General features: G+C 69.6%; 25 protein-coding genes. 16 read left to right on the top strand and 9 right to left on the bottom strand.

The genetic code is table 11. From position 1 onward, the window contains the following. Nucleotides 1-295 precede the first annotated feature (295 nt). Nucleotides 296-1,510: an MFS transporter gene (locus B0920_RS20910; protein WP_078034622.1), complete on the top strand. Its 1,215-nt coding sequence runs from the start codon at nucleotides 296-298 to the stop codon at nucleotides 1,508-1,510. A gap of 14 nt (nucleotides 1,511-1,524) precedes the next feature. On the opposite strand, the gene B0920_RS26085 is transcribed toward B0920_RS20910, so the two are convergent. Next, on the bottom strand, nucleotides 1,525-1,857 hold the full coding sequence (locus B0920_RS26085) for a CzcE family metal-binding protein (RefSeq protein WP_179119260.1): 333 nt from the start codon (nucleotides 1,855-1,857) through the stop codon (nucleotides 1,525-1,527). Nucleotides 1,858-2,032: 175 nt separating this feature from the next. Between B0920_RS26085 and B0920_RS20900 the strand changes: the two genes are divergently transcribed. Both B0920_RS20900 and B0920_RS20895 read left to right on the top strand, forming a co-directional pair. Beyond that, a complete protein-coding gene (locus B0920_RS20900) occupies nucleotides 2,033-2,455 on the top strand; it encodes a secondary thiamine-phosphate synthase enzyme YjbQ (RefSeq protein ID WP_078034620.1) in 423 nt (140 codons plus the stop codon). Beyond that, the gene (locus tag B0920_RS20895) at nucleotides 2,452-2,787 is read left to right on the top strand and encodes a hypothetical protein (protein WP_078034619.1); all 336 of its coding nucleotides are present in this window, start codon (nucleotides 2,452-2,454) and stop codon (nucleotides 2,785-2,787) included. The genes B0920_RS20900 and B0920_RS20895 overlap by 4 nt, the downstream gene beginning before the upstream one ends. On the opposite strand, the gene B0920_RS20890 is transcribed toward B0920_RS20895, so the two are convergent. From B0920_RS20890 to B0920_RS20880, 3 genes are read right to left on the bottom strand one after another with little or no spacing between them, the layout of a single operon-like run. Continuing rightward, nucleotides 2,784-3,098 carry a helix-turn-helix transcriptional regulator gene (locus B0920_RS20890; protein WP_078034618.1) on the bottom strand — a complete coding sequence of 105 codons (315 nt, stop codon included), beginning with the start codon at nucleotides 3,096-3,098 and terminating at the stop codon, nucleotides 2,784-2,786. The two genes, B0920_RS20895 and B0920_RS20890, sit on opposite strands and share 4 nt — an antisense overlap. A gap of 53 nt (nucleotides 3,099-3,151) precedes the next feature. Further along, nucleotides 3,152-4,363, bottom strand: a complete 1,212-nt coding sequence (locus tag B0920_RS20885) for an MFS transporter (protein WP_078034617.1) — start codon at nucleotides 4,361-4,363, stop codon at nucleotides 3,152-3,154. 30 nt (nucleotides 4,364-4,393) lie between these two features. Continuing rightward, a complete protein-coding gene (locus B0920_RS20880; protein WP_078034616.1) occupies nucleotides 4,394-5,704 on the bottom strand; it encodes an FAD-dependent oxidoreductase in 1,311 nt (436 codons plus the stop codon). 214 nt (nucleotides 5,705-5,918) lie between these two features. Between B0920_RS20880 and B0920_RS20875 the strand changes: the two genes are divergently transcribed. The 5 genes from B0920_RS20875 to B0920_RS20855 are packed head-to-tail and all read left to right on the top strand — an operon-like array spanning nucleotide 5,919 to nucleotide 9,158. Further along, entirely contained in the window at nucleotides 5,919-6,248 is a 330-nt protein-coding gene (locus B0920_RS20875) for a helix-turn-helix transcriptional regulator (protein WP_078034615.1), read from the top strand. 27 nt (nucleotides 6,249-6,275) lie between these two features. Continuing rightward, complete coding sequence (locus B0920_RS20870; RefSeq protein ID WP_078034614.1) at nucleotides 6,276-6,755, top strand: arsenate reductase ArsC; 480 nt, start codon at nucleotides 6,276-6,278, stop codon at nucleotides 6,753-6,755. Nucleotides 6,756-6,806: 51 nt separating this feature from the next. Next, nucleotides 6,807-8,087: an arsenic transporter gene (locus B0920_RS20865; protein WP_078034613.1), complete on the top strand. Its 1,281-nt coding sequence runs from the start codon at nucleotides 6,807-6,809 to the stop codon at nucleotides 8,085-8,087. A 12-nt stretch (nucleotides 8,088-8,099) separates the two neighbouring features. After that, the gene (gene arsH / locus B0920_RS20860) at nucleotides 8,100-8,816 is read left to right on the top strand and encodes an arsenical resistance protein ArsH (protein WP_078034612.1); all 717 of its coding nucleotides are present in this window, start codon (nucleotides 8,100-8,102) and stop codon (nucleotides 8,814-8,816) included. 9 nt (nucleotides 8,817-8,825) lie between these two features. After that, nucleotides 8,826-9,158, top strand: coding sequence for a DUF4326 domain-containing protein (locus tag B0920_RS20855; RefSeq protein ID WP_078034611.1), 333 nt, complete (start codon nucleotides 8,826-8,828; stop codon nucleotides 9,156-9,158). A gap of 20 nt (nucleotides 9,159-9,178) precedes the next feature. On the opposite strand, the gene B0920_RS20850 is transcribed toward B0920_RS20855, so the two are convergent. Both B0920_RS20850 and B0920_RS20845 read right to left on the bottom strand, forming a co-directional pair. Further along, entirely contained in the window at nucleotides 9,179-9,802 is a 624-nt protein-coding gene (locus tag B0920_RS20850; RefSeq protein ID WP_078034610.1) for a GIN domain-containing protein, read from the bottom strand. Nucleotides 9,803-9,909: 107 nt separating this feature from the next. Next, a complete protein-coding gene (locus B0920_RS20845) occupies nucleotides 9,910-10,494 on the bottom strand; it encodes an O-methyltransferase (RefSeq protein WP_078034609.1) in 585 nt (194 codons plus the stop codon). A 108-nt stretch (nucleotides 10,495-10,602) separates the two neighbouring features. Here B0920_RS20845 and B0920_RS20840 point away from each other — a divergent pair, with 108 nt between their 5' ends. The 3 genes from B0920_RS20840 (at nucleotide 10,603) to B0920_RS20830 (ending at nucleotide 14,008) form a co-directional block, all read left to right on the top strand. Then, entirely contained in the window at nucleotides 10,603-11,073 is a 471-nt protein-coding gene (locus B0920_RS20840) for a GyrI-like domain-containing protein (protein WP_078034608.1), read from the top strand. Between the two features lie 220 nt (nucleotides 11,074-11,293). Next, nucleotides 11,294-12,946, top strand: coding sequence for an acid phosphatase (locus tag B0920_RS20835; protein WP_078034607.1), 1,653 nt, complete (start codon nucleotides 11,294-11,296; stop codon nucleotides 12,944-12,946). A 246-nt stretch (nucleotides 12,947-13,192) separates the two neighbouring features. Continuing rightward, entirely contained in the window at nucleotides 13,193-14,008 is an 816-nt protein-coding gene (locus B0920_RS20830; protein ID WP_078034606.1) for a DUF4142 domain-containing protein, read from the top strand. A 72-nt stretch (nucleotides 14,009-14,080) separates the two neighbouring features. Here B0920_RS20830 and B0920_RS20825 read toward each other — a convergent pair whose 3' ends face one another. Both B0920_RS20825 and B0920_RS20820 read right to left on the bottom strand, forming a co-directional pair. After that, complete coding sequence (locus B0920_RS20825) at nucleotides 14,081-14,617, bottom strand: FMN-binding negative transcriptional regulator (RefSeq protein WP_078034605.1); 537 nt, start codon at nucleotides 14,615-14,617, stop codon at nucleotides 14,081-14,083. Further along, entirely contained in the window at nucleotides 14,617-15,075 is a 459-nt protein-coding gene (locus tag B0920_RS20820; RefSeq protein ID WP_078034604.1) for an OsmC family protein, read from the bottom strand. Before B0920_RS20820 ends, B0920_RS20825 begins: the two co-directional genes overlap by 1 nt. Before the next feature lie 100 nt (nucleotides 15,076-15,175). On the opposite strand from B0920_RS20820, the gene B0920_RS20815 reads away from it, so the two are divergent. The 5 genes from B0920_RS20815 to B0920_RS20795 all read left to right on the top strand — a co-directional run bounded on the left by B0920_RS20815 (nucleotide 15,176) and on the right by B0920_RS20795 (nucleotide 21,529). Further along, nucleotides 15,176-16,684: a PLP-dependent aminotransferase family protein gene (locus B0920_RS20815; RefSeq protein ID WP_078034603.1), complete on the top strand. Its 1,509-nt coding sequence runs from the start codon at nucleotides 15,176-15,178 to the stop codon at nucleotides 16,682-16,684. 14 nt (nucleotides 16,685-16,698) lie between these two features. After that, complete coding sequence (locus B0920_RS20810) at nucleotides 16,699-17,262, top strand: DNA-3-methyladenine glycosylase I (protein WP_078034602.1); 564 nt, start codon at nucleotides 16,699-16,701, stop codon at nucleotides 17,260-17,262. A gap of 15 nt (nucleotides 17,263-17,277) precedes the next feature. Then, a complete protein-coding gene (gene mnmC, locus B0920_RS20805; protein WP_078034601.1) occupies nucleotides 17,278-18,939 on the top strand; it encodes an FAD-dependent 5-carboxymethylaminomethyl-2-thiouridine(34) oxidoreductase MnmC in 1,662 nt (553 codons plus the stop codon). A gap of 122 nt (nucleotides 18,940-19,061) precedes the next feature. Beyond that, nucleotides 19,062-19,763, top strand: a complete 702-nt coding sequence (locus tag B0920_RS20800) for a sensor histidine kinase KdpD (RefSeq protein WP_078034600.1) — start codon at nucleotides 19,062-19,064, stop codon at nucleotides 19,761-19,763. After that, nucleotides 19,760-21,529 (top strand): response regulator, encoded by a 1,770-nt coding sequence (locus B0920_RS20795; protein WP_078034599.1) that lies wholly within the window; start codon nucleotides 19,760-19,762, stop codon nucleotides 21,527-21,529. Before B0920_RS20800 ends, B0920_RS20795 begins: the two co-directional genes overlap by 4 nt. Nucleotides 21,530-21,754: 225 nt before the next feature. Here the strand turns inward: B0920_RS20795 and B0920_RS20790 are convergent, their stop codons facing one another. Further along, on the bottom strand, nucleotides 21,755-24,997 hold the full coding sequence (locus B0920_RS20790; protein ID WP_143745866.1) for a patatin-like phospholipase family protein: 3,243 nt from the start codon (nucleotides 24,995-24,997) through the stop codon (nucleotides 21,755-21,757). Nucleotides 24,998-25,006: the final 9 nt, after the last annotated feature.

Below are 25,006 nucleotides of genomic sequence, written 5' to 3'. Positions count from 1 at the left end.
TCGGGGGGGCCGGCAGCTCGATACGCAATCGGCGCGGTGCGACCCACCATACAGGACTTGCGCCATCAGCGCTAGCTCAGCAGTGAGCCCTGCCTTGAGCGCGAACGCATTGATGAAGAAGGCATGGCAAAGGGCTCGATCGAGCATGAGGTCTCTTCGTGGGCGCCAGCTGCGCCCGGATGATCCTGGACCATGCAGGGCGCCGACACCCCGGCCGACAGGCGCTCACATCCGGTATCGGCAGCCTCCTGCGCAACAAGGTACACTTGCCGGGCTAGTCACCCTGAGTCTTTCCATGTCCTTACACACTTCCGCACCGCCCGCCGCGGTCCCTGCCGCCGCGCCGGCCGCGGTGATGCAGATCCTGTTCTCGGTCGCCTTCGTCCACCTGCTGAACGACTGCGTGCAGGCCGTCCTGCCTTCCGTCTACCCGCTGCTCAAGCACGAGTTCGCGCTGAGCTTCACGCAAATCGGCCTGATCACCCTGACTTTCCAGTGCACCGCCTCGCTGCTCCAGCCCTGGATCGGCCTGTACACCGACAGGAAGCCGATTCCTTTCCTGCTGCCGGCGGGGATGTGCGTGACCATGGCCGGCGTGGCCCTGCTGGCCTGGGCCGCCAGCTTCCCGATGCTGCTGCTGGCGGCGGGCCTGATCGGCGTCGGCTCCTCGACCTTCCATCCGGAAGCCTCGCGCGTGGCGCGCCTGGCCTCGGGCGGGCGCTTCGGCTTCGCGCAGTCGCTGTTCCAGGTGGGCGGCAACCTGGGCTCGGCCTTCGGGCCGCTGCTGGCGGCTGCCATCATCGTGGGACATGGCCAGGGCCAGATCGCCTGGCTGATGCTGATCGTGCTGCTGGCGGTGACGGTGCTGGTGGGCGTGAGCCGCTGGTACGCCGGTCACCTGCGCAACGCGCCGCGCAAGGCGGCCGTGCACCCCGGGCCGGCGCTGTCGCGCGGGCGCGTGATGTGGGCGCTGACGGTGCTGGCGCTGCTGGTGTTCTCGAAATACATCTACATGGCCAGCCTGTCGAGCTATTACACCTTCTACCTGATCGAGAAGTTCCAGGTATCGGTGGACACGGCCCAGCTCTACCTCTTCCTCTTCCTCGCGGCGGTGGCGGCCGGCACCTTCGCCGGCGGCCCGATCGGCGACCGCATCGGCCGCAAGCGCGTGATCTGGTTCTCGATCCTGGGCGCGGCCCCGTTCACCCTGGCGCTGCCGTATGCGGACCTGTTCTGGACCGCCGTGCTGTCGGTGGTGATCGGGCTGGTGATGTCCTCGGCCTTCTCGGCCATCGTGGTGTTCGCGCAGGAGCTGGTGCCGGGCAAGCCTGGCATGATCGCCGGGCTGTTCTTCGGCCTGATGTTCGGCATCAGCGGCATCGGCGCGGCCGCCATGGGCGCGTTCGCCGACTCCTCGGGCATCGAGCAGGTGTACCGGCTCGCTTCCTACCTGCCGCTGCTGGGCATCCTGGCGGTGCTGCTGCCGCCGGCGGCGTCGATGCGCCGCTAGCGCAGGGACACGGCTCAGCCGCCGAAGTACAGGGGGTTGGCGGCGACGTAGACTTTCACGCCATCGGCCTGCACGCCGGCCGGCGCGATGTCGGACAGCTGGAACACGTTCTGGTTCGGGTAGGTGTTGACGTCGAAGCTGAAGCGCTGGCCGTTGACGTCGAAGGTGACGGTTTCGCCGTTGGTGACGTTGACGTGCTTGGCGCCCGGCTTGACGGTGATGACGCGGGTGCCCTTGGCTTCGGCGACGCGCTGGCCGAAGTCATTGGCGGTGTTCGGGGCGGCGCTGGCGGCGGCGGCCAGGACGGTGGACAGGATCAGGACAGCGGCTTTGTTCAGGTTCAGCATGGTATTCTCCTTGTGGGTGGTTTGACCGGCGCTACGCTGCGTCGATGTAGTCATTAAACCGCCCCCATGTAGCGCTGTTTTTTCCGGAAACCCCCGCGTGCGCAAGCGCGTGTGTCCGGCCCGGCCCCGGAAACATGGCGACACAATTCCGCTACCCACACGACAGGAGCGCATCGTGGCACACCAGTCCATCCTCGAGTTTTCGACCCAGGGGCGCGGCACCCGCAACATCACGGACGAGGTCGAGGCGGCGGTGCGCGCCTCCGGCCTGCAATGCGGCCTGGTCCACGTCTTCGTCCAGCACACCAGCTGCTCGCTCACGATCACCGAGAACGCCGACCCCGACGTGCGGCGCGACCTCGACACCATCCTCGCGCGCCTGGCGCCCGACGGCGACCCCGCCTACCGCCACGACACCGAGGGACCGGACGACATGGCGGCCCATGCGCGCACCATGCTGACGGCGACCGGCTTGAGCGTGCCGGTGGGCGAAGGCCGCCTGCTGCTGGGCACCTGGCAGGGCATCTACCTGTGGGAGCACCGCAGCGCCCCGCACCGGCGCAGGGTGGTGGTCACCGTGCTCGGGAGCGCGTCGTGAGCGCCGTCGACGAGCCGGCCTGGGACGAGGCCCTGGCGCGGGCGCTGGCGGGCGCGCGCCTGATGGTCGGGATGACCTACCTGGACGTGGATGGCGTGGTGATCGGCCAGCGCCAGTTCTGCGCGCGGGTGCGCGCGGTCGATCCGCACGACGGGATCCTGGTCGAGGTGGAGGGGAGCGGCGCGGGCGAACGGCTGTCGCTGCCGCCCGACCTGGACGCGGTCAGTCCGGCCTTGCCCGGCGAATACCTCCTGCGCGATACGGGAGAGATCGTGGTCGATCCGGACTACATGGCGACCTACACCGTGCAGCGCCCGCCGGTCAGCGCCTAGAGACCGGAGACCAGGGACTTGAGCTGGTCCAGGCGCGCCGGGTTGACGCAGTAGCAGACCCGCTGCACGTCGGACGAGCCATCGATCAGGCCGGCCTCCTTCAGGATCGACACGTGCTTGGAAATGGTCGACGGCGCCAGCGGCAGCACCTCGGCCAGGTTGCCGAAATAGCACTCGCCGTGCGCGATCAGGTGGCGCAGCAGCTGCAGGCGGGCCGGGTGGCCGATCGCCTTGCACATGGCGGCGAGGTCGGCGACGTCGATGTCGGGACGCGCCTGGGCGGGCGTCGGGCCGCAGCAGGAACTGGTCATGGAGGCTTTCGTCTGGTGGTGAGCGAGGAGGATAGGAAGCCGCGCGCGCGCCGTCAAGTGCCGCCGTCCCGGGCCGCCGCCGGCAGGGGCGCCTGCGCCGGCTGGCGGATCGCCGCCAGGTAGAGCAGCAGCGAGGCCAGCGCCACGGCGAACAGGGTCAGCGGCAGCACCAGCGGCCCGGCCGCGCCGCCCAGCAGCGCCGCGCCCAGCAGCGGCCCGATGGCTTTCGAGACCAGCGAAGGCGCGGCCAGCGCGCCGGTGATGGCGCCGTAGTGGCGCGCGCCGAAGAGGGCGCGCGGCAGGGTGCCGCGGATGATGGTCAGCACGCCGTTGCTCATCCCATACAGCACGCAGAACAGGGCCACGCCCCAGGCGTGGGAACCGAACAGCGCCAGCGCCAGCAGGCCGCCCGGCAGGGTCGCGAACACGAAGCGCCCGACCACCTGCGGCGCGGCGTCGCGCGCCAGGGTGCGTTCGCCGATGCGGCCCGCCACCTGCATCGGTCCGACCAGGGCCGCCAGCAGCACCGCGGCGCTGGCGGCATGGCCGAGCGACTGCAGCAGCGGGATCAGGTGCACCGCCAGCGCCGAGAAGATGAAGATGTTGGCCGAGAAGGCCAGCGCCAGCTTCCAGAACACCGGATGGCGCACCGCCTCGGCCAGGGTGTGGCTGTCGCGCGGCGCATGCGCGGGCGCGGGCGGATGGGGCGCGTCGCGCCCGAGCCTGAGGTGCAGCGGCAGGCAGGCCGCCAGCTGCAGCGCGGCGTACAGCAAAAAGGTGTCGCGCCAGCCCAGGCGCGAAGAGATCGCCAGCGTCAGCGGCCAGAAGATGGTGCTGGCGAAGCCGGCGAACAGGGTCAGGGTCGAGATGCCGCGCGGCGCCTCGACGCCGAGCTTGCGGTTGATGGTGGCGAAGGCCGCCTCGTAGAGCGTGAGCGCCATCGCCAGGCCGATCACGGTCCAGGCGGCCCAGTACTGGAGCGCGCTGTCGCACAGGCCCAGGCCGGCCATGCCGAGCGCGCTCACCACCGAGCCCAGGGCCATCACGTAGCGCCCGCCGTGGCGGTCCACCATCGCGCCCACCGGCGTGGCGGCCAGGCCCGCCACCAGCAGGCTCCAGGAGAAGGCGGCGAAGGCGGCTTCCTTGCTCATGCCCAGCTCGCGCTGGATGGCGGGCGCCAGCACGGCGAAGGCATAGTAGAGCGAACCCCAGGACACGATTTGCGTGACGGCGAGGATGCCGATGGTCTTGCGGGCGGGCGACAAGGCGGTTCTCCTGACAGGTGGGCCGGACGCTCAGCAGAAGGCGGCGTCCGCAGCCTTCACTGTACAGCAGGAAGTCGCGGGCTGCTGGTAGCCGCTGCGGGTGTTGCACACCCCGGTCTCGGGCAATTCGAGCCGCACTTCGTCGGCGGCGGCGAGGTCGCCGGCGAGCGCCGCCACCACCGAGCGCGCCTGCTCGTAGCCGGTGGCGAGCAGGAAGTTGGGCGCGCGGCCATAGCTCTTGGCGCCGATCGCATAGTAGCCGGGCTCGGGATGGGCCAGCTCGCGGTGGCCGTGCGGACGCACCGTGCCGCAGCTATGCTCGTTGGGGTCGATCAGCGGCGCCAGCGCGTCGGTGCTCTCCAGCCAGGGGTCGTGGCGCACGCGCAGCTCGCGCGTCAACGCCAGGTCGGGGCGGGCGCCGGTGGCGCACACGATCTCGTCCACGCCTTCGATCACCGCCTCCTGGCCATGCACGACGATGCGTCCGTCGCAGGCGCTCAGCGCGCGGATGGCGAACCGCTCGTGCAGCTCCAGGCGGCCGGCATCCAGCAGGCCGCGCAGGCGCGCGCCGAGCTGGCCGCGCGCCGGCAGGCCGTCCGCCGCGCCGCCGCCGAACACCCGCGCCAGCTTGCCGCCGCGCGTGACCCAGACGATGCGCATGGCGGGCGATGCGGCAGCCAGTTCCGCCAGCGCCAGCAGGGTGCCGGCGGCCGAGTGGCCGGCGCCCGCCACCAGCACGCGCTTGCCGAGGTAGCGCTCGCGCGCCGCGCCCAGCACGTCCGGCATGCCGTAGGCGATCCGCCCGGCGAACAGGTCTTCGCCCTCGGCCGCCAGACCGTTGGCGCCCAGCGGATTGGGCGTCGACCAGGTGCCGGTGGCGTCGATCACGGCCTGCGCCAGGAACTCGCGCACGCCGCCGCGCGTCAACGCGCGCACCAGGAAGGGCGCCTGCTCGCGGCCGCGCGTCTTCACCTTGTCGATGCCGGCGCGGCCGATGGCGCTGACGCGGTGGCCGAGGTGGAGCTTGCCGGCGAGCGCGGGCAGGGCGGCCAGCGGGGCGAGGTAGGCGTCCAGCAATTCGCCCGCAGTGGGCAGGGTCTCGGGATCGGGCGCGCGCCAGCCGGCTGCCTCCAGCAGCGCCAGCGCCGCCTTGTCCGTGTTGTAGCGCCAGGGCGAGAACAGGCGCACGTGGCGGTAGCTCGCCAGGTTGGCGCCGACGGTCTCGCCAGCCTCGAGGATCAGGGGCCGCAGGCCGCGTTCGAGCAGATGGGCGGCGGCGGCGAGACCGACGGGGCCGGCGCCGAGGACGGCGACCGGCAGGGAGGTGATGTCTTGGTACATGGCGTGCTCCTTCAGGCTAATTAGTTGTTCGTAAAATGACGAATAAAGGGGCGGTCGGGCAGCCGGCGCGGCACGGGTCCCTAAGGCTTGTTCGTCATTCGGCGAACATAGAATATCTATCTTGTCATCATCCTGTCAAATTATTTCGACATTATTGGAAGTGTTGTTGCCTCGTTCTATAATTCCACCAGTATCGAAATGTCACTGAGTTCTCATGGAAACCACTAACGCCATCGCCGCGCTCGCCGCGCTCGCACAGGATTCGCGCCTGGCGGCCTTCCGCCTGCTGGTGCAGGCCGGGCCGAACGGGCTGTCGGCCAGCCGCATCGCGGACGCCCTGCAGATCCCATCCTCGTCGCTGTCCTTCCACCTGAAGGAACTGAGCCACGCCGGCCTGATCGCGCCGCGCCAGGAAGGGCGCTTCATCATCTACGCCGCCCGTTTCGACACCATGTCGGCACTGATCGGCTTCCTGACCGAGAACTGCTGCGGCGGCAATCCGTGCTCGCCGGTCGCCGCCAACTGCGCCGCCGGCGCCGCCTGAATCCATCACCCCTAACAGAGGAATCCTTTGAACATCCTGTTCCTGTGCACCGGCAACTCCTGCCGCTCCCTCATCAGCGAAGCCGTCTTCAACCACCTCGCGCCCGCCGGCTGGAAGGCGATCAGCGCCGGCAGCCAGCCCACCGGCCGCCTCAACGAGCGCGCACTGGCGCTGCTGGCCGACAAGGGCATCCCGACCGAGGGCTACTACAGCAAGTCCTGGGACGACCTGCCGCTGACCCCGGACGTGGTCGTGACCGTGTGCGCCAGCGCCGCCGGGGAGACCTGCCCGGCCTACCTCGGCCCGGTGCTGCGCACCCACTGGGGCGTAGACGACCCCAGCCACGTGGTCGGCACGGAAGAGGAGATCGGCGCCGCTTTCGAACGCGCCTACGCCATCCTGCGCGCCCGCATCGAAGCCTTCCTGGCCCTGCCGCTCGACACGCTGGCCCAGGACCGCGCACGCTTCAAGGCCGAACTCGACAAGATCGGCGTCCTGCTTCCCTGAACCACCCGCACGCGCGGGGCCGCCGGCCCCGCGCCTCATGAAAGACTCCCTGTGCTCATCGCTTTTCTCATCTTCCTCGCCACCCTGGTGCTGGTGATCTGGCAGCCGCGCGGCCTCGGCATCGGCTGGAGCGCCTCCTTCGGCGCGCTGGCCGCGCTGCTCGCCGGCGTGATCCAGGTCGGCGACATCCCGGTTGTCTGGGACATCGTGTGGAACGCCACCGGCGCCTTCATCGCCGTCATCATCATCAGCCTGTTGCTGGACAAGGCCGGCTTCTTCGAGTGGGCGGCCCTGCACGTGGCGCGCTGGGGACGCGGCAGCGGCCGGCGCCTGTTCGTGCTGCTGGTGCTGCTCGGCGCGGCCGTGGCGGCGCTGTTCGCCAACGACGGCGCGGCCCTGATCCTGACGCCGATCGTGATCGCCATGCTGGCGGCGCTGCGCTTTCCGCCGCGCGCCACGCTGGCCTTCGTGATGGCGGCCGGCTTCATCGCCGACACGGCCAGCCTGCCGCTGGTGGTGTCCAACCTGGTCAACATCGTTTCAGCCGACTACTTCGGCATCGGCTTCGCGCGCTATGCTGCGGTGATGGCGCCGGTGAACCTGGTCTCGGTGGCCGCCACCCTCGGCGCGCTGGTCTGGTTCTTCGGCAAGGACATCCCGCGCGACTACGACCTGGCCCAGTTGCGCCGCCCCGAACAGGCCATCGTTGACCGGGCCACCTTCGTCACCGGCTGGTGGGTGCTGGCCATGCTGCTGGTGGGCTTCTTCTGGCTCGACAGCCTGGGCGTGCCGATCAGCGCGGTGGCGGCGGCCGGCGCGCTGCTGCTGTTCGTGGTGGCGGCGCGCGGCCATGCGATCCCGACCCGCGAGGTGCTGCGCAACGCGCCCTGGCAGGTGGTGGTGTTCTCGCTCGGGATGTACCTGGTGGTCTACGGCCTGCGCAACGCCGGCCTGACCGATTACCTGACCGCGCTGCTGGAGCGCTGCGCCGCCTACGGCGTATGGGGCGCGGCGCTGGGCACCGGCTTCATCACGGCGATCCTGTCCTCGGTCATGAACAACATGCCCACGGTGCTGATCGGCGCGCTGTCGATCGACGCCACCTCGGCCCAGGGCGCGGTGCGCGAAGCGATGGTGTACGCCAACGTGATCGGCAGCGACCTCGGTCCCAAGATCACCCCGATCGGCAGCCTGGCCACGCTGCTCTGGCTGCACGTCCTGTCGAACAAGGGGATCGCGATCTCATGGGGGTATTATTTCCGCGTGGGCCTGGTGCTGACCCTGCCCATTCTCCTGGTGACGCTGGCCGCGCTGGCCCTGCGCCTGAGCTGACAAGGACCCTGCATGCACAAGATTCCCGACCTGCCCAACATCAACCCGGAGCAGCTCGACCTGCCCACCATGGACAAGCTGGCCCAGGTGGGCGAGCAGTCGCACCCGCCGCGCATCCTGATGCTCTACGGTTCCCTGCGCGAGCGTTCCTTCAGCCGCTTCCTGACTTTCGAGGCGGCGCGCATCCTCGAGCATCTCGGCGCCGAGGTGAAGATCTTCGACCCGATGGAGCTGCCGATGGTGGGCAGCGTGCCGGAGACCCACCCCAAGGTGGTCGAGCTGCGCGAGCTCTGCCTGTGGTCCGAGGGCCAGGTCTGGTGCAGCCCCGAGCGCCACGGCGCGATCACGGCGGTGATGAAAAACCAGATCGACTGGATCCCGCTGGAGCAGGGCGCGCTGCGCCCCAGCCAGGGCCGGACCCTGGCCCTGATGCAGGTGTGCGGCGGTTCGCAGTCCTTCAACGTGGTCAACACCATGCGCCTGCTGGGCCGCTGGATGCGTATGTTCACGATCCCGAACCAGTCCTCGGTGCCGATGGCCTACAAGGAGTTCGACGAGGCCGGACGCATGCGGCCCTCGGCCTACTACGACCGCGTGGTCGATGTGATGGAAGAACTCTTCAAGATTACGCTCCTGATGCGCGGCCGCAGCGACTATCTCACCGACCGCTACAGCGAGCGCAGCGAACGGGCGCTGCGCAAGATCGACGCCCAGATCGAAAAACTCTAGGAGCCGGCGATGACACCGCAGCGCGTGCAGCTGAGCAGGAAGAAGGGGTGGCGCATGCCGCCCAATACCATCTCGGTGGCGCGGCCCGGGAGGTGGGGCAATCCCTTCTCGGTGCTGCCCGAGCTGGCGCCCGGAACGCCCGTCGGGCGCTACGTGGCCATGCCAAACGTGGAAGAGGCGGTGGCGGCCTTCCGGCGCTGGCTGGAGGAGGATCCGGCGGGGAGAAGGCTGGCCGAGGAGGCCAAGGCCCAGCTGGCGGGGCGCAACCTGGCGTGCTGGTGTCCGCTGGACGGCCCCTGTCACGCCCAGGTGCTGCTGGAGCTGGTCAATTCCCGGTCCTGAGGCCGGGGAGGCGCCTGCATTTACTTGGCGGCGACCACGCTGCCGATACCCGACACCGCCTTGTTCACGGTGCGCGGATTGCCGTGGTAGGTCAGGCTGCCCATGCCCTGCACCGAGGCATTCAGGCGGTTCCTGGCGTGCACGTCGACCGAACCGATGCCCTCGAAGCTCACGTCTGCATCCTGGGCCACCAGGTGCCTGGCGTCGACCTCGCCCACGCCCTGGGCCTGGATGCGCAGCGTGCGCACCTGGCCGTTCATCTGCAGGCTGCCGGCGCCGCGGTAGTTGACGTCGAAGCGTTCGCCGCGCACGTTGTTGAGCTTCACCAGCCCGGCGCCTTCGCCGCGGAAGCTGCTCAGTTCGGGCACCGTCACCACCACCCGGTCGTCGTCATCGATCTGGATGTTCGACTTTTCCTTGAAGTTCAGGCGCAGCTCGCCGTCCACGACTTCGGTCGTGACGCGGTCGATGTATTTCTGGTCGCCCTGCACCCGCACCGAAGGGCTCTTGCCGACTTCGACCACCAGGCTGACCGGGCCGCGCACCTCGATCGCCTTGAAAGGCGCGACGCTGCGGACCTGTTCGCCGGCGTGCGCGGACAGGGAAGCGATGGAAAGCAGGGTGGCGATGATGAGGCGTTTCATGGTGGTCTCCGGTTGGTCGATGAGGCCATTCTAGGCAAGCCCGCTTGCGCCGGGGCGGCTTTGCGACAGACTGCGCAAAACAGGGAACGAACTGCGCGCCCGCCGTCTCAGGCTTTGGTCGCCAGGAACTCGCCGTTACCCACGGGCACCAGGCTGGTGGCGAAGCCTGCCTCGGCGCGCACGCGCTCCATGAAGGGCGCCAACTCCTCGGCATGCGAGACGGCGTTGTCGACCACCAGCAGGCCGCGCGCGGCCAGCACGCGCCGGATCTCGGGCCACCAGCCCAGGTAGTCGCCGCGCTCGGCATCCAGGAAGATGAGATCGAAGGCCGCGTCCGGGCTGGCGGCGAGCAGGGCGCCGGCATCGCCTTCGACCTGGTGGATGGCGTCGGCGAAGCCGGCGCGGCGGAAGTTCTCGCGCGCCAATGCGATCTTGGCGGGCGAAAACTCGACCGTGGTCACGCGCCCGCCATGCGCCTGGGCGGCGCCGGCCAGCCACAGCGTGGAATAGCCGTTCGAGGTGCCGATTTCGAGTATGCGCGGCGCGCCGGTGGCGCGGACGAGTACGTCGAGGAACTCGCCGGTATCGCGCGTGATGTTGAGCATGCGCTGGGCACGCTCCTTTGTGGCAGCATCATTTGCCTTGCCGAACGCTTCGAGTTCTTCGAGCAAGGTTTTGACAGAAGTTTGCATATATTCGCCGCATTATCGCGACAAAACCGGTGCGCACGATTGCGTGCACACCAATATTGTCTAAGAGTTAAGGCTATAATTTTCAGGACACTTTGTATAGCCGACATCATGCACATCTCGACCGTTACCCTACCTGAAATGAAGCTCGCCGGCCTGCCCTTCGCAGGTCCCTTCGCGGTGCTGGAAACGGCCATGCCGGAGATCTGGGAAACCTTCCTCGAACGCGAGGCGGAACTGGGTGAGACCAATGGACTGCGCTACAGCGTGAGCCTGCAAGAGAAAGACGGGGTGCACGTGGAATGCATCGCCGCCGAGGTCGCCGACCTCAACAACCTGCCGCCGGGCATGATCGGGATCCGCGTCCCGGCCCGCCGCTACGCCCTGCTGACCCACCGCGGTCCGATGGCGCGGGTGCAGGCCACCTACGTGACCGGCTTCGCCGCGCTCGAACAGTTGGGCATGGTGCAGGACACCGAGGGCTTCCGCCTGGAGCGTTACGACCGGCGCTACACCCCCACGGTGGACGATGGCGCGCGTCCGGACAACGCCTACGACATCCTGATTCCGCTGTACGGCTGAAGGCCGCGCGCTGGAAGAATTGGTGCCGGTATGTTTCCCGACCGCCGGCGCCGGTAGGGCGGCTTGCGCCGCCAGTGCACCCTTCCCAAGGAGCACGTGCATTGTGCTGCCGAAATGTGACAAGCGTTTGACGATCGGCATCATTCCTCTTGTTTCCTCGCGTAAAGCACACCGATAATTCCTGTTTTCGCGGCGCCGGGCCGTGTCGACAGGAGAAGCAATGCAACAGAAGGACGATGACGGCAAGGTCCTGCCGGACAATCCCACGCGTAGAAGGATGTTCCAGGCCGCCGCCGCGGCCGGGCTGGGCTCGGCGCTGCCGGGCGTGGCCCAGGCGGCCAGCCGCGCCGCGCCGGCCGCCGCCAGTTCGCTCGACGCGAAACTGCGCGCCAAGGTCAGGAATGTGGTCGTGATCTACCTCGAGAACCGCAGTTTCAACAACCTGTTCGCGGACTTCCCCGGCCTGGCGTCGCCCCTGGCCAGCCTGCCGCCCGAGGCCGCATTGCAGCGTGACCGCGACGGTTCGGTGCTGCCGGTCTTGCCGAAGATATGGGGCGGCATGGTGCCCGGCCGCCAGAACGTCGGCGGCAAGGACTACCTGATCAAGGAAGACCAACTCGCGAAGCTGCCGAACGCGCCCTTCGCGCTCACCGACGGTGAGGGCCAGCCGTTGCCCGAGGCCGTGGTCACGCGCGACCTGGTGCACCAGTTCTACCAGAACCAGATGCAGATCAACGGCGGCAAGAATGACGGCTTCGCCGCCTGGTCCGACGCCGGCGCGCTGGTGATGGGCCACTACGGCGAAACGCGCAAGAACCTGGGCCTGTGGCAGATCGCGCGCGAGTACACGCTGTGCGACAACTTCTTCATGGCGGCGTTCGGCGGCTCCTACCTCAACCACCAGTTCCTGATCAGCGGCCGCACGCCGGAATACTTCGACGCCGCCCAGACGCCGGCCAGCTCGAAGATCGCCGTGCTCGAAGACGGCCCGACCGGCTACCGCCTGGCGCTGGCCCCGGATTGCCCGACCTCGGCCCTGGACGGCAAGCCGAAGTACGCCGGCCACAGCGCGATCATGCCCGACGGCTATGCGGTGAACACGATGGCGCCGCCCTACCAGCCGAGCTGGGTGCGTCCGGCGCCGGGCGGCGACCCGATGCATGCCGACCCCAAGGACCCGGCAGTGCTGCCGCCGCAGACCTACCGCACCATCGGCGACCTGCTGTCCGAGCGCGGCGTAAGCTGGGCCTGGTACGGCGGCGCCCAGCAGGCCGCGCTCGACGGGCGCGGGGCAGGGCAGCGGCCGAACTTCCAGTACCACCACCAGCCCTTCAATTACTTCAAGCAGTTCGCGCCGGGCACCAGGGCGCGTGCCGAGCACCTGCGCGACGGCGGCTTGGGCGACAGCCCGATCTCCAACAAGTTCCTGGCGGACGTGGTGGCTGGCAAGCTGCCGGCCGTGGCCTTCTACAAGCCGCAGGGCAACCTCAACCTGCATGCCGGCTACTCGGATGTGGAGTCGGGCGACCAGCACGTGGCCAACGTGATCGAGCACCTGAAAAAATCGCCGCAATGGAAGGACATGGTGGTGGTGATCACCTTCGACGAGAACGGCGGCTGGTGGGACCATGTCGCGCCGCCCACGGGCGACCGCTGGGGGCCGGGCTCGCGGGTGCCGGCGATCGTGGTGTCGCCGCACGCCAAGCGCGGGGCGGTCGATCACAGCTTCTACGACACCACCTCGATCCTGCGCTTCATCACGCGCTTGCACGGCTTGCCCCTGCTCGAAGGACTGGCGGCGCGCAATGCGGCCTTCGCGGCGCGCGGGGCGCGGCCGCCGGGCGACCTGACGGGAGCGCTGCAGTTCCGCTGATGAGCTCGATCACGTCGTATAAAGCCAGTCCTTCATGGACTGGTTTTTTTGTTTTCCGGATGCCACGTTGCTAGGCGGCTACCGCGCGCTGCATTCCCGACACCCGGCGATACACTTGGCTCGGCTCGATAGACCGTCGTCGACACCGCTGCCGCCTACCCGGCGGCAGCCACAACAAAGCACGGGGCGCCGCGCACATCGGGCCGGCGCACAAGCCCCCAACCACTTGGAAATCAGGAGAACATCATGCAGAAGAAACAGGTACTCAAACGCCTGCTGGCGGTATCGGCAGTGGCAGCCATGCTCGGTTCCTTCGGCGTGCAGGCCCAGACCAGCGGCCAGACCGCTCAGCAGATGAGCCAGCAGGGCGCCCAGGGCAATCCCAACCTGACCGGCAAGGCCGCCAATGACGGCACCGTCGGCAACCCGAACAGCCAGGGCATGGAAGACCGCAGCGCACAGGTCGGCAGCACAAGCACCGCCACCACCCAATCCGGCAGCACCGGCACTGCCACCACCCAATCCGGCAGCACCGGCGCGGCCGCGACCGGCGCCGCCTCCGGCACGGCCAAGCTGACCCGGGCCGACAAGAAGGCGCTGACCGACATGGCGATGTCCAACATGGCCGAGATCGAATCGGGCAAGCTGGCGCTGAGCAAGAGCCAGAACCAGGAGGTCAAGACCTTCGCCCAGCGCATGATCGACGACCACACCAAGGCCCAGACCGAAGTGCAGACCGTGGCCCAGTCCAAGGGCGTGACCCTGCCGACCGAGCTCGACGCCAAGCACAAGGCCAAGGCCGCCATGCTCGAGAAGCTCAGCGGCGACGCCTTCGACCGCGCCTACATGAAGCAGTCGGGCCTGGCCGATCACCGCGACACCCACGGCAAGCTCAAGAAAGGCCTGAGCGGCGCGAAAGATCCGGACATCAAGGCCCTGGCCTCGAAGATGACCCCGGTGGTCGAGCAGCACCTGAAGTCGGCCGAGCAGCTCTCGGCTTCGCAATCGCGCACCGCGACCGGCCAGTCGGGCGCAACCGGCACCACCGACAGCGGCAAGTAAGCAGCCGAGCGCCGGTTGTTCCGCCGCGCTCCATGCGCATCCAGGGCTGCCCGCAGGGCGGCCCTGTTTTTTTCAGCGCGCGCCGGGCGCGCTGCCCTTCCACTTCCCTTCGATCCGCTCGACCGCGATCTCGATCCCGACGATGGCCTTGAGCATGCCCTCGATATAGCTCGGCGGCGCGTCGTCCACCGACCAGGGATGCGGCTGCGCGGCTTCGTGGTGCTCGGTCTGGCGCCGCACCAGCGCCAGCAGCCAGGCCGGCTCCTCGATCACGCGCAGGACGCCATGCACGTGCACCGCGTGATAGTCCCAGGTCGGCACCACGCGGCCTTCGCGTTCCACTTTCTCGACCGGGTCGGGCGGCTCGTAGCCGGCCGGGCCGCGGAAGGCGACCAGCACCCGCTGGCCGGCGCGCCGCCACACCGGGTTGGCGCGCGCCACGTGGGCGCGCAGCAGGCCGTGCTCGCCGGCCTCGATGAACTCGAAGGGCAGGTGGTCGGCGTCGGGCAGGCCCTCGTCGAGGGTTACCAGGGTGCCCAGCGCATGGGCCGCGATCAGGGCGTGCATGGCCTGGACGTCGTGCTGGGCGTGGCGGGCGGCGATGTACATCAGGCCTCCTTCACCACGACCGCGCACTTGAGCGAGTTCGCCACATAGCATTTCTCGTGCGCCGCATGATGCAGGCGCGCCAGCGCCTCGGCCTCGGGCTGGCGGCCGGCGAAGCGGATCGCCGGTCGCAGCTCGATGCGCACCAGGGCGGCGCGCCCATCGGGGCCGACATCGAGCAGGCCGATGGCCTGGTCCTCGTAGCTGTCCACCACATAGCCCTCCTGCGCCGCCAGCGACAGGAAGAACAGCATGTGGCAGCTCGACGCCGCCGCCACCACCGCCTCTTCCGGATCGACCGCGGCCGGGTCCGACATCGGGACCGGCACCGAGAGCGGTGAGGACGAAGCCGGCACCGTCAGGCCGCCGTCGAAAGACCAGGCGTGGGCGCGGCTGTAGCGCTGGTCGAGGAAAGGCTGGCCGGCACGCTGCCAGGCCACGCGGGCGTCGAACTGCTTCATTGCTCCTCCTGTCTGTGGAAACCAAATGTTAGGACGGCAACTTGGCTTGCTCAAAGTACCAATTCGGGCGAAGATGGGCGGACCAATTTCCCGCGCCGACATGCATATCCACAAGGTGATCGCCAGCGCCCCGCTCGACCGCAGCGGCGCCATCCCGCTGTTCCGCCAGCTCTACACGCGGCTCAAGGACGCCATCCTGCGCGGCGCGCTGGCGCCGGGTGCGCGCCTGCCGGCCACGCGCGAGCTGTGCAGCCTGCTGGGCGTCTCGCGCCAGACCGTGCTGGCGGCCTACGAGCAGCTCACGGCCGAGGGCTACCTGCGCGGCGGCGTGGGGCAGGGCACCTTCGTCGAGCCGGCCCTCAACCTGGCGCGGCCCGACACCCCGGCGCCGGGCCTGCTGCGCCCCTTGCCCGAACGCGGAGCGGCGATGGCGGCGGCGATGGCGCGCACCCGCTTTCACGACGGACCGGTGCGCGCCTTCCGTCCCAGCATGCCGGGCCTGGACCTGTTCCCCTTCGACCTGTGGCGCAAGATCGAACTGCGCCAGCTGCGCCGCGCCGGCCCGCATCTCGGCTACAGCCGGCCGGAAGGCTACGCGCCGCTGCGGGAACTGCTGTGCGCCTACCTGCGCGCCTCGCGCGGGGTCGAGTGCACGCCGGAGCAGATCGTGATCACCTCGGGCTCGCAGCAGGCCCTCTACCTGCTTGGTCAACTGCTGCTGGCGCCGGGCGACCGGGTATGGGTCGAGTCGCCCGGCTACCTGGGCGCCAGCGCCCCGCTGGCGGTGGCCGGCGCCAGCCTGTGCACGGTGCCGGTGACCGAGGAGGGCATGGACGTGGCCTACGGGGCCAAACATTATCCGGACGCGCGCATGGTGTTCGCCACGCCCTCGCACCAGCTGCCGCTGGGCGTGACCATGAGCCTGTCGCGCCGGCTGGAACTGCTGCGCTGGGCCAGCGCCAATCGCGCCTGGATCATCGAGGACGACTACGACAGCGAATACCGCTACACCGGCCCGCCGCTGGCATCCCTGCAAGGCCTGGACCGGGCCGGCTGCGTGGTCTACGTCGGGACGCTCTCGAAGGTGCTGTTCCCCGGCCTGCGCCTGGGTTACGTGGTGGCGCCGCCCGCCCTGGCCGAGCCGCTGGCGCGCGCCAAGGCGGTGGTCGACCGCCACAACGCCATCGTGCCGCAGGCGGTGCTGGCCGACTTCATCGGTGAAGGCCATTTCGCGCGCCACATCCGGCGCACCCGCGAGGCCTATGGCGAGCGGCGCGAGGCGCTGCTGGGCGCCTTGCAGGACAGGCTCGGCGAGCGCTTGCGCTGCGGACCGTCCGACGCGGGGCTGGACGTCTGCGTGCATTTCCAGCCTGGCCGCGACGGCCGCCTGCCAGAGGAGGCGCGCGTGGACGAGGCGGCCACCCGGGCGGGGATCGAGCTGCGCCCGCTGTCCTATTACACGCACGCCATCGCCACCCCGGAGTGCGCCGTCACGCCCGGGCTGGTGCTCGGCTTTTCGGCCGTGGGACCGGCGGACATCCGGCAGGGCGTGGACAAGCTGGCCCAGGTGATGGAGGCCGAGGCTCGCAGGTCCGGCGCCCGCTCCTGATTTATACTGGCGCGATGACCAAGATCCGCTGCTCCTGGGCCAACATGGCCAACCCGCGCTACGTCGCCTACCACGACAATGAGTGGGGCGTGCCCTGCCACGACGAGAACACCCTGTTCGAGATGCTCAATCTCGAGGGGGCGCAGGCCGGCCTGTCCTGGGAGACCATCCTGAACAAGCGCGAGAACTACCGCGCCGCCTTCGACGGCTGGGACGCGGATAGAATCGCCGCCTATGGCGACGACAAGGTCGCCGAGCTGCTGGCCAATCCCGGCATCGTGCGCAACCGCCTCAAGGTGGCGGCGGCGATCACCAACGCCAAGGCCTACCTGGCGATGCGTGCGCAGGGCCAGACGCTCGACAGCTACCTGTGGGACTTCGTCGACGGCAAGCCGCTGGTCAACGACTTCGCCGACGGCCATCGCCCGGCGCGCACCGAGCTGTCCGACCGCATCTCCAAGGACTTGTCCAAGCGCGGTTTCAAGTTCGTCGGCTCCACCATCGTCTACGCCTACATGCAGTGCGTCGGCCTGGTCAACGACCACGACCCGCAATGTTTCTGCCGTACGGGGCGTTGAGCGGAAGCGGCTGACGTGAATCTGCAGCAGCACTGGCGCGGCCGCACGCGCTACACCGTCTTCGACAGCGCCTATGGCGACGGCGCCGGCGTCGCGGGACTGATCGCGGCCTGGCGCGCCGATCCGGAGCGCCCGCGAACCCTGCACGTGGTGGCGCTGGCCGATGGCCTGATGCCGGGCTTTCACCGCATCCTCCAGCCTGAACCCGGCCTGACCCTGGACCTGCTCGCCGCGCCGCTCGACGCCGCATTGGGCCAGCTCTCCGCGAGCCTCGATTGGATCCGCCTGCACGCGCCTGCCATGCCCGGAGCCGCCTTCGCCCGTCCGCTGGCGCGCATCACGGCGCTCGCCGCGCGCCTGGAAGCATCCGCCCTCGACGAGGAACAGCGCGCATCCCTGCGCGCCCAGGGTTTCGTGTTCGAGGGCGAGGGCCCGCACGCGGTGTTCGCGAGCCGCAAGCCGCGCCTGCCGGTCGCGCCCACGCCCGAGCGGCGCGCGCTGGTGATCGGCGCCGGCCTGGCGGGTTCCGCCGCCGCCCAGCGCCTGTGCGCGCGCGGCTGGCAGGTGACGCTGCTGGAGCGCCATCCGGGCCCGGCGATGGAAGCATCGGGCAACCTGGCCGGCATCTTCATGCCCTTGCTGTCCCGCGACGACAACATCCCCACCCGCCTGACCCGCGCCGCCTACCTGTACGCGCTGCGCCTGTGGGAGCAGCTGGGCGGCGTCGGCGCCGCCATCGAGGGCCAGCGCTGCGGCGTGCTGCAACTGGCGCGCGACGCCGGGCACGCGGCCGTCTCGCGCGCCATCGCGCAGGAGGGCGCGCCGCCGGCGGAATTCGCGCGCTGGCTGGAAGCGCCGGAAGCGTCCAGCCTGCTCGGCCTGCCGGCGCCGGACGGCGGCTGGCTGTTCCCGCAAGGTGGCTGGGCCCGTCCCGGCAGCGTGTGCGAGACCATGCTGGCTGCCTGCGGCGAGCGCCTGACGCGCCGTTTCGGCGTCGGCGAGGTGGCCCTCGAGCGCGCGGAAGGGGAATGGCTGGCGCGCGGCGCCGACGGTGCGGAGCTGGGCCGCGCGCCCAGCGTGGTGCTGGCCAATGGCGCGGGCGCGCTGCGCATGGTCCAGGCGGCCCGGCTGCCGCTGTCCGTCCTGCGCGGCCAGGTGACCCATCTCGACGCCGCCCAGGCGCCGTCGCTGCCCCTGGTGCTGTGCCGCGAAGCCTACCTGACCCCGGCGGCGGGCGGCGTGGTCTGCGCCGGGGCGACCTACGACCTGGACCCCGATCCACAATTGCGCGCCGCCAGCCAGGAAGAGAACCTGGCGCGCATGCGCGCCCTGGTGTCCGATCCGCAGGCGGCGTCTGGGGCGCCGCTGGCCGGCCGCGTGGGTTTCCGCTGCGTGGCCCCGGACCGCCTGCCGCTGGTCGGCCGCCTGCCCGACTTCGCCGCCGCCGGCGGCACCGAGCGCCTGCGCGATGTGCCGCGCCACCCCGGCCTGCACGCCCTGCTGGGCTATGCCTCGCGCGGCCTGATCTGGGCGCCGCTGGCGGCCGAGCTGCTCGCCGCCCAGCTCGAAGGCGAGCCACTGCCGCTGGAAACCAGCCTGGTGGACGCGCTCGATCCGGCGCGCTTCGTGCTGCGTGCGCGGCGCAGCGGCCGCGCGCCACAGGTCCTTGACGACTGAACAATATTTTGTTGCGGTAGTGCAAATGAGCGCGACGAAATCCCCTCCCTGCGGTTTCGCCAGTTTTTGGCAGGTATAATTTACTGACAGTAACTTTTTGAGGGCCCGAGGGCTGAGACGGGATGGAAGAAGCACCGCATTCGAACGAGCTGTTCATGTTCCTGGCGTCGACCGCGCACGACATGAAGAACTCGATCAGCGTCCTGTCGGGCACGCTCGAACGCCTGCTGGACGGGGCTTCGCCCGAGACCGAGAAGGCGTACGCGCAGATGGCGCAGATGCTCTACCAGACGCGCCGCCTGAACGACAACCTGATGCAGTTGCTGGCCCTGTACAAGCGCGTCGGCCAGCCCGAATACCCGTTCGACGTCCAGCCGCTCGAGGTCGGCCAGCTGGTCGAGCAGGTGGTGGCGCTCGAGCGCGTGCTGCTGGAGTCGCGCGGCATCGCACTCGACCTCGAGTTCGACCCGCAACTGATCTGGCACTTCGACGAAGACCTGATCGTGGGCGTGGTCTCGCACGCCATCAACAACGCGGTCCACTACACGCGCGACCGCATCCTGCTGGCGCTACGCGAGGTGGACGGCATGCTGGAGATCCGCGTCGAGGACAACGGCGCCGGCTTCCCGCCCGCCTTCCTGGAGATCGGTGCGCCGGCCGGACGCGGCAGCGGCGTCAACTTCCTGACCAACAGCGCCGGCCTGGGCCTGCACTTCTCCAGCGAGGTGGCGAAGATGCACCGCCACCGCGAGCGCGCGGGCAGCGTGCGCCTGGAAAATGGCGGCAGCCTGGGCGGCGGCTGCTTCATCCTGACCCTGCCATGAGTGCGATTCCTCTCGCCAATCCGCCGGTGCTCGAGCAGATCGACTGGGCCGGCAAGAACTACCTGGTGGTCGACGACTTCATCGGCGTGCGCCAGCTGCTGCGCGAAAGCCTGCGCAGCCTGGGCGCGCGCAACATCGACCAGGCGTCCAGCGGCGGCGAAGCCATGGCCCTGCTGAACCGCACCCGCTACGACGTGGTCCTGTGCGACTACAACCTGGGCGAGGGCAAGAACGGCCAGCAGGTGCTGGAAGAGGTCCGGATCCGCAATCTCCTGATGCCGTCCAGCGTGTTCCTGATGGTGTCGGCGGAGAAGAGCGTGGAATCGGTGATGGGCGCGGCCGAGCACCAGCCGGACGCCTACCTGGTCAAGCCGATCACCGAAGGCGTGCTGCTCACGCGCCTGAACCGGGTGTGGCGCAAGAAGCAGGTGTTCCACATGATCGACCAGGCCTATGCCGAGAAGGACTACCTGCGCGCGGCGCGCCTGTGCGACGAGCAGATCGCGGCCAGCCGCGTACACGAGATCGAGCTGCTGCGCATGAAGGCGCGCCTGATGGAGAAGAGCGGCGAGCCAGGCAAGGCGCGCGAAGTCTACGAGCGCGTGCTGGGCCAGCGCGAATACCAGTGGGCGCGCGCCGGCCTGGCCAAGATCCGCATGGCGGACGGCGAGTTCGAGCAGGCGCGCCAGATGTTCCAGACCGTGATCGCCGAGAACCGCTACTACATCGACGCCTACGACCAGCTGGCGCGCTGCTACCAGGGCCTGGGCCGGCACGAGGAGGCGGCCGCGGTGCTGGAGCGCGCGGCCAAGCTCTCGCCCAATTCGGTGCCGCGCCAGCGCAACCTGGGGCAGGCCTGCCTGCGCCTGGGGAACATCCCGATGGCCGAGAAGGCCTTCCGCAAGTGCATCGCGATCGGCGAGTACTCGATCCGCAAGACGCCCGACGCCTACCTCGGGCTGGCGCGGGTGTGCGGCCTGAAAAACGACCCCAAGGAGGCGCTGCAGCTGCTCACCATGGCCCAGCGCGAGTTCGGCGCCGACCACGAGGACATGCCCCTGCGCACCAAGATCACCGAAGGCCTGGTCTACCACGAGAGCGGCGACTACCGGCGCGCGCGCAAGGCGGGCGACGAGCTCGAAGCGCTGCTGCAGGAAAGCCCGGGCCGGCCCGACACCGCCACCTGCCTCGAGATGGCGACCCTGCTGTTCGCAGTCGGCGTCAAGGACGCGCCGGCCGAGCTGCTGTGCTACGTGGTGCGCAACAACCACGACAACACCCAGCTGCTGGAAGAAGTGCAGGGCATCTTTGACAAGGCGCGCATGGGCGAAGAGGGCCAGGACCTGATCCGCGCCTCGCGCAAGGAAGCGGTGGACCTGATGAACCAGGGCGTGCTGCTGTGGAAGACCGGCAAGCTGACCGAGGCCGCGGAATGGATGCGCAATGCGCGCAAGGCGTTGCCGAACAACGTGCGCATCCTGTTCAACGCGGTGCAGATCCTGATCTCGCACATGCAGCAGCGCGGCTACGATCCGGACCTGGACGCGGAGGCGCATGCCATCCTGGAGCGGGTCGATTACCTGCAGCCGGGGCAGCAGCGCTTCGCGCAGCTGATGGAACAGCTGACCATGTTGTTGCCGAAGCCGGACGGGGAGGAGACGGTGACCGAGGCGGGGCTGGAGGAGACGCCGGGGGATACATCCGCGGATGCGTCGGCGGGTACTCCGGCGAAGACACCATCGGAGCGGGACGCAACCGCAGCCTGACCATCGGCCGACCACTACCTCGTCGTACGCGCCACTGGCGCCTACGACTTCCCGCGTAGGTGGGAACCCAAGCAACCATCGACCGACCACTACCTCGTCGTTCCCGCGAAGGCGGGAACCCAAGTTTGCGTGCGTCGCCACGAAAAACGCCGGTCGCTACGCAGAGAAACTTGGGTTCCCGCCTTCGCGGGAACGACGTTTAGGAGCCAACCAGCTTGGATTGAGCTAACGACAGCGCTCACGCACCAAGCCTGGCGGCGCCTCCGCCCCCGCCACCTGTCCCGCCGCGCCATGCCTGCGCAGCAACTGCCCGCACAAGACCTCGATATCGATCCCCCCATCCGCGCGCCTGGCCGCATGCACAGCCTCGCGCAGCGCGCACTCCGCCACGTGCTGCCCCAGCGCCCGATAGCTCTCGAACTGCGCATCGTCGAACCACTGGTCCGCCGTGCTCTGGTGCGGGTAATCCGGATGCAGGCGCCGGTAATTCAGCACATCCGCGTTCTCGTTGCCGACGATCGCCGGCTTCAGGTACAGCAGCACCCCGTCCACCGCATCGCGGTCCGTCAGGCTGTAGCGAATCCGCCCCGCCGCGCAGCTCGCCCCGCACAGTCCCGTGTCCTTGCGCAGATCCAGGCGCGAAACGTCCAGGTCGATCCGCACGTGCAGGTCGGTGGCGCAGCGGCGGATCGCGTTGCCCAGGTCCTCGAAGGCCAGCAGGCGGTCGGTGGCCACGTCGACCGCGATCACCAGGCGGCAGCGCCGGCGCACCAGCTCGTAGATGCCGAGGTTCTCGAAGTGCCCGCCGTCGGACAGGTGGACGTAGGGCGCGTCGGTGTTGGTCATGCCGAACAGCTCGGCCAGGAGGCTGAACAACCCGATCGGCGGCGAGGAGCTGGTCCAGCTCGGGCGGCGCGGATTCGGGCACCAGCGGCCGAGGCGCACGTTGAACATGGTCATCAGGAAGTTCAGCGGCGGCGAGGAATGCGCGCCCATGTTGGGGCTGGCCGCCGCCCCGGACAGCGCCACCGCCATGCCCAGGCGCACCCCGGCGTCGTCGTCGTTGCCCACGCCGGAGCGCGAGGCGTATTGCGCGGTGGGGCGGTAGCAGCCGCGCGCCGCTTCGCCGTCCTGGCGCGGCAGGCCGCCGTGCGGCAGCGGCGGCAGCTCGAAGCCGCACCAGCGCGGCGTGAAGGCGAAGGACGCGGCGCGTCGCGTGCGCCAGGCCAGTTCCTCGCCGCTCACCAGGCTGAGCGAGGTGTTGATGATGGGGTAGGGACGCTGGCTGTGCAGTTCGCTCAGGAGCAGGTCGTCGTTCGGGTCGAAGCCGGTGAAGGGGTGGGGCTGGCGCGCGTCGTTGCTGGCTCCGAAGTAGGCGCGCACCACGCGGTTGCGGTACAGCATGTAGAGCGAGAACTTGTTGATGTCGACCCGCCAGCCGAGCACCAGGGCCGCGCCCAGGAAGGCGGCGAAGGCCAGCGCCAGGGTCTGGCCGCTGGTGGCCAGGGTGGCGCCCGCGTGCGCCGCGTACACGCAGGACAGCTGGCCGTGCGGACAGTAGACGCTGGGCCAGGCCACCACCGCCTGCACCAGGGTGCTCAGGAGCGCGAAGATCCCGACCGTGAAGACATAGGGCGCCAGGCGCGCCGCCAGGTCCAGGCGCGAGGGCGGGAGTCCGCGCATGCCGGTCGCGGTGCCGCTGCCGGCCTTCAGGCCGAAGGCGGTCATCGCCAGCCAGCCGGCCAGGGTGCCGAGGTTGGACCACAGGTCGTAGGTCAGCCAGCCCCAGTGCAGCAGCGGCGCCAGGAAGAAGCTGACGCCGAAGGCCGCCAGCCAGGTGAGCGCGAAGATCGCGGCCCAGGCGCCCTGGCGGTTCCACCATTCGCGGCTGGCGTCGCTGTAAAGGCGGCCGATCAGGCCGATCATCAGGGTGGTGGTGCTGGCGAACAGCGCCATCATGAGCGGCATGCCGAAGCTGCTCAGGGCGATGGCGTTGTTGAGCACCGGGTGCGAGGCCGGCGAGGGCAGCGCCGCCAGGCCCGCCAGCAGCAGCACCGTGCCCAGGGTCAGCGCGCCGGTGGCGCACAGGAAGTGCGACAGGCCTTCGCCCAGCTCGGCCCGGGTCAGGTCGCGCAGCGGACGCTCGCGGGCCAGGCGCGTATCCAGTGCCAGGCCGAGCGCCACCACCGGCAGCAGGGTGATCAAGCCCCACAGCGCCTGCACCAGCGGCGCCAGGCGCCGGCCCCAGAAGGGCGCGACCTCGGGCGCGAAGCGCTGGCCGGCCTCGATCAGCACCAGCAGCACCACGCACAGGCCGGCCACGCACAGGGTGTAGCCGGTGCGCCGGTAGGGGCTTTCGCGGTCGTGCGCCAGGTACCAGCCGCAGGCCCAGACGATGAAGTAGACCACCCCCGGCGCCAGCAGCCAGCCCCATTCGCCGTGCAGGGCCGCGGGCAGGGCGCTGCCGTCCCAGGTGAGGGTGACGCCGCCGTGCGGCCACAGGCCCAGGCTGCCGAGGAAGCCGGCCAGCACCAGGGGCAGGTTGATGCACCACAGGACCGCGCCCTGCGACAGCGGAAAGCGGCGCAGCCCGCGCGAGCTGGCGGGTTTGCTGGAGATCGAGAGCGCGGTGCAGAACACGGCCACCAGGAACAGGGCCACGCCCAGGATCCAGGCGATGTCGGACAGGTGGGCCCAGGGCCCGCCGGGCGTGACCACCCGGTGCACCGCCCACACGCAGGCGCGCGGCAGCAGCAGCAGGGCACACAGCCAGGCCACCAGCATGGCCAGGTTCAGGCCGGTGTTGCGGATGTAGGTGCCGATCAGGGTCCAGGTGTCGGCGCTGAACATGCCCCCGCGCGGCGACAGGTAGTTGCTGTACTGGCGCAGGAAGCGCACCGCCGGCGCCTCGCGCGCGCCCACGTGGGGCGCCAGCATGGCCTCGACGGCGGCCACGTCGCCGCCCTGGGCATGGATGCAGCGCGACAGCCAGCCGCCGATGAAGCCGCCGCCCGAGACGGTGGACAGGTAGTCGATCCGGCTCAGGAAACGTATGCCGGCCAGCGCCTGCAGGGCGCCCAGGCCGAAGGTGGCGCTGCGCACGCCGCCGCCGGACAGGGCCAGCCCGGTGAGCATGCCGGCGTGGGCGCGCGCCAGCAGCTCCTCGGGGTCGGGCGGCGCGGCGGATGGGGCCGACGGCGGCGACGCATCGGGACGCAGGAGCCGCAGCTCGTCGTCGAGGACGTCGCCGAACACGGTGCCGGCGCAGCCGTCCAGGCAGCGCAGGGTGGCGGCGTCCAGGCCCTCGCTGTCGGGCAGGTTGAAGCGCCGCCGCAGCAGCGCCAGGGCGGGATCGAGTTCGGCCAGGGAAGCGACCTGCGGCGGCGGATGGCAGCCGGCCGCCTCGAGCTTGCGGCGCAGGTCGGCGACCTGGGCCGGCGTGAGGCTGGAAAAATCGGCTGGATTCATGCGCGCTCC

The organism is Massilia sp. KIM (assembly GCF_002007115.1).
Classification (GTDB): Bacteria; Pseudomonadota; Gammaproteobacteria; order Burkholderiales; family Burkholderiaceae_D; genus Telluria.
The sequence above is the reverse complement of the archived record's forward strand: the minus strand, read 5'-3'. Positions and strand labels throughout refer to the sequence as shown.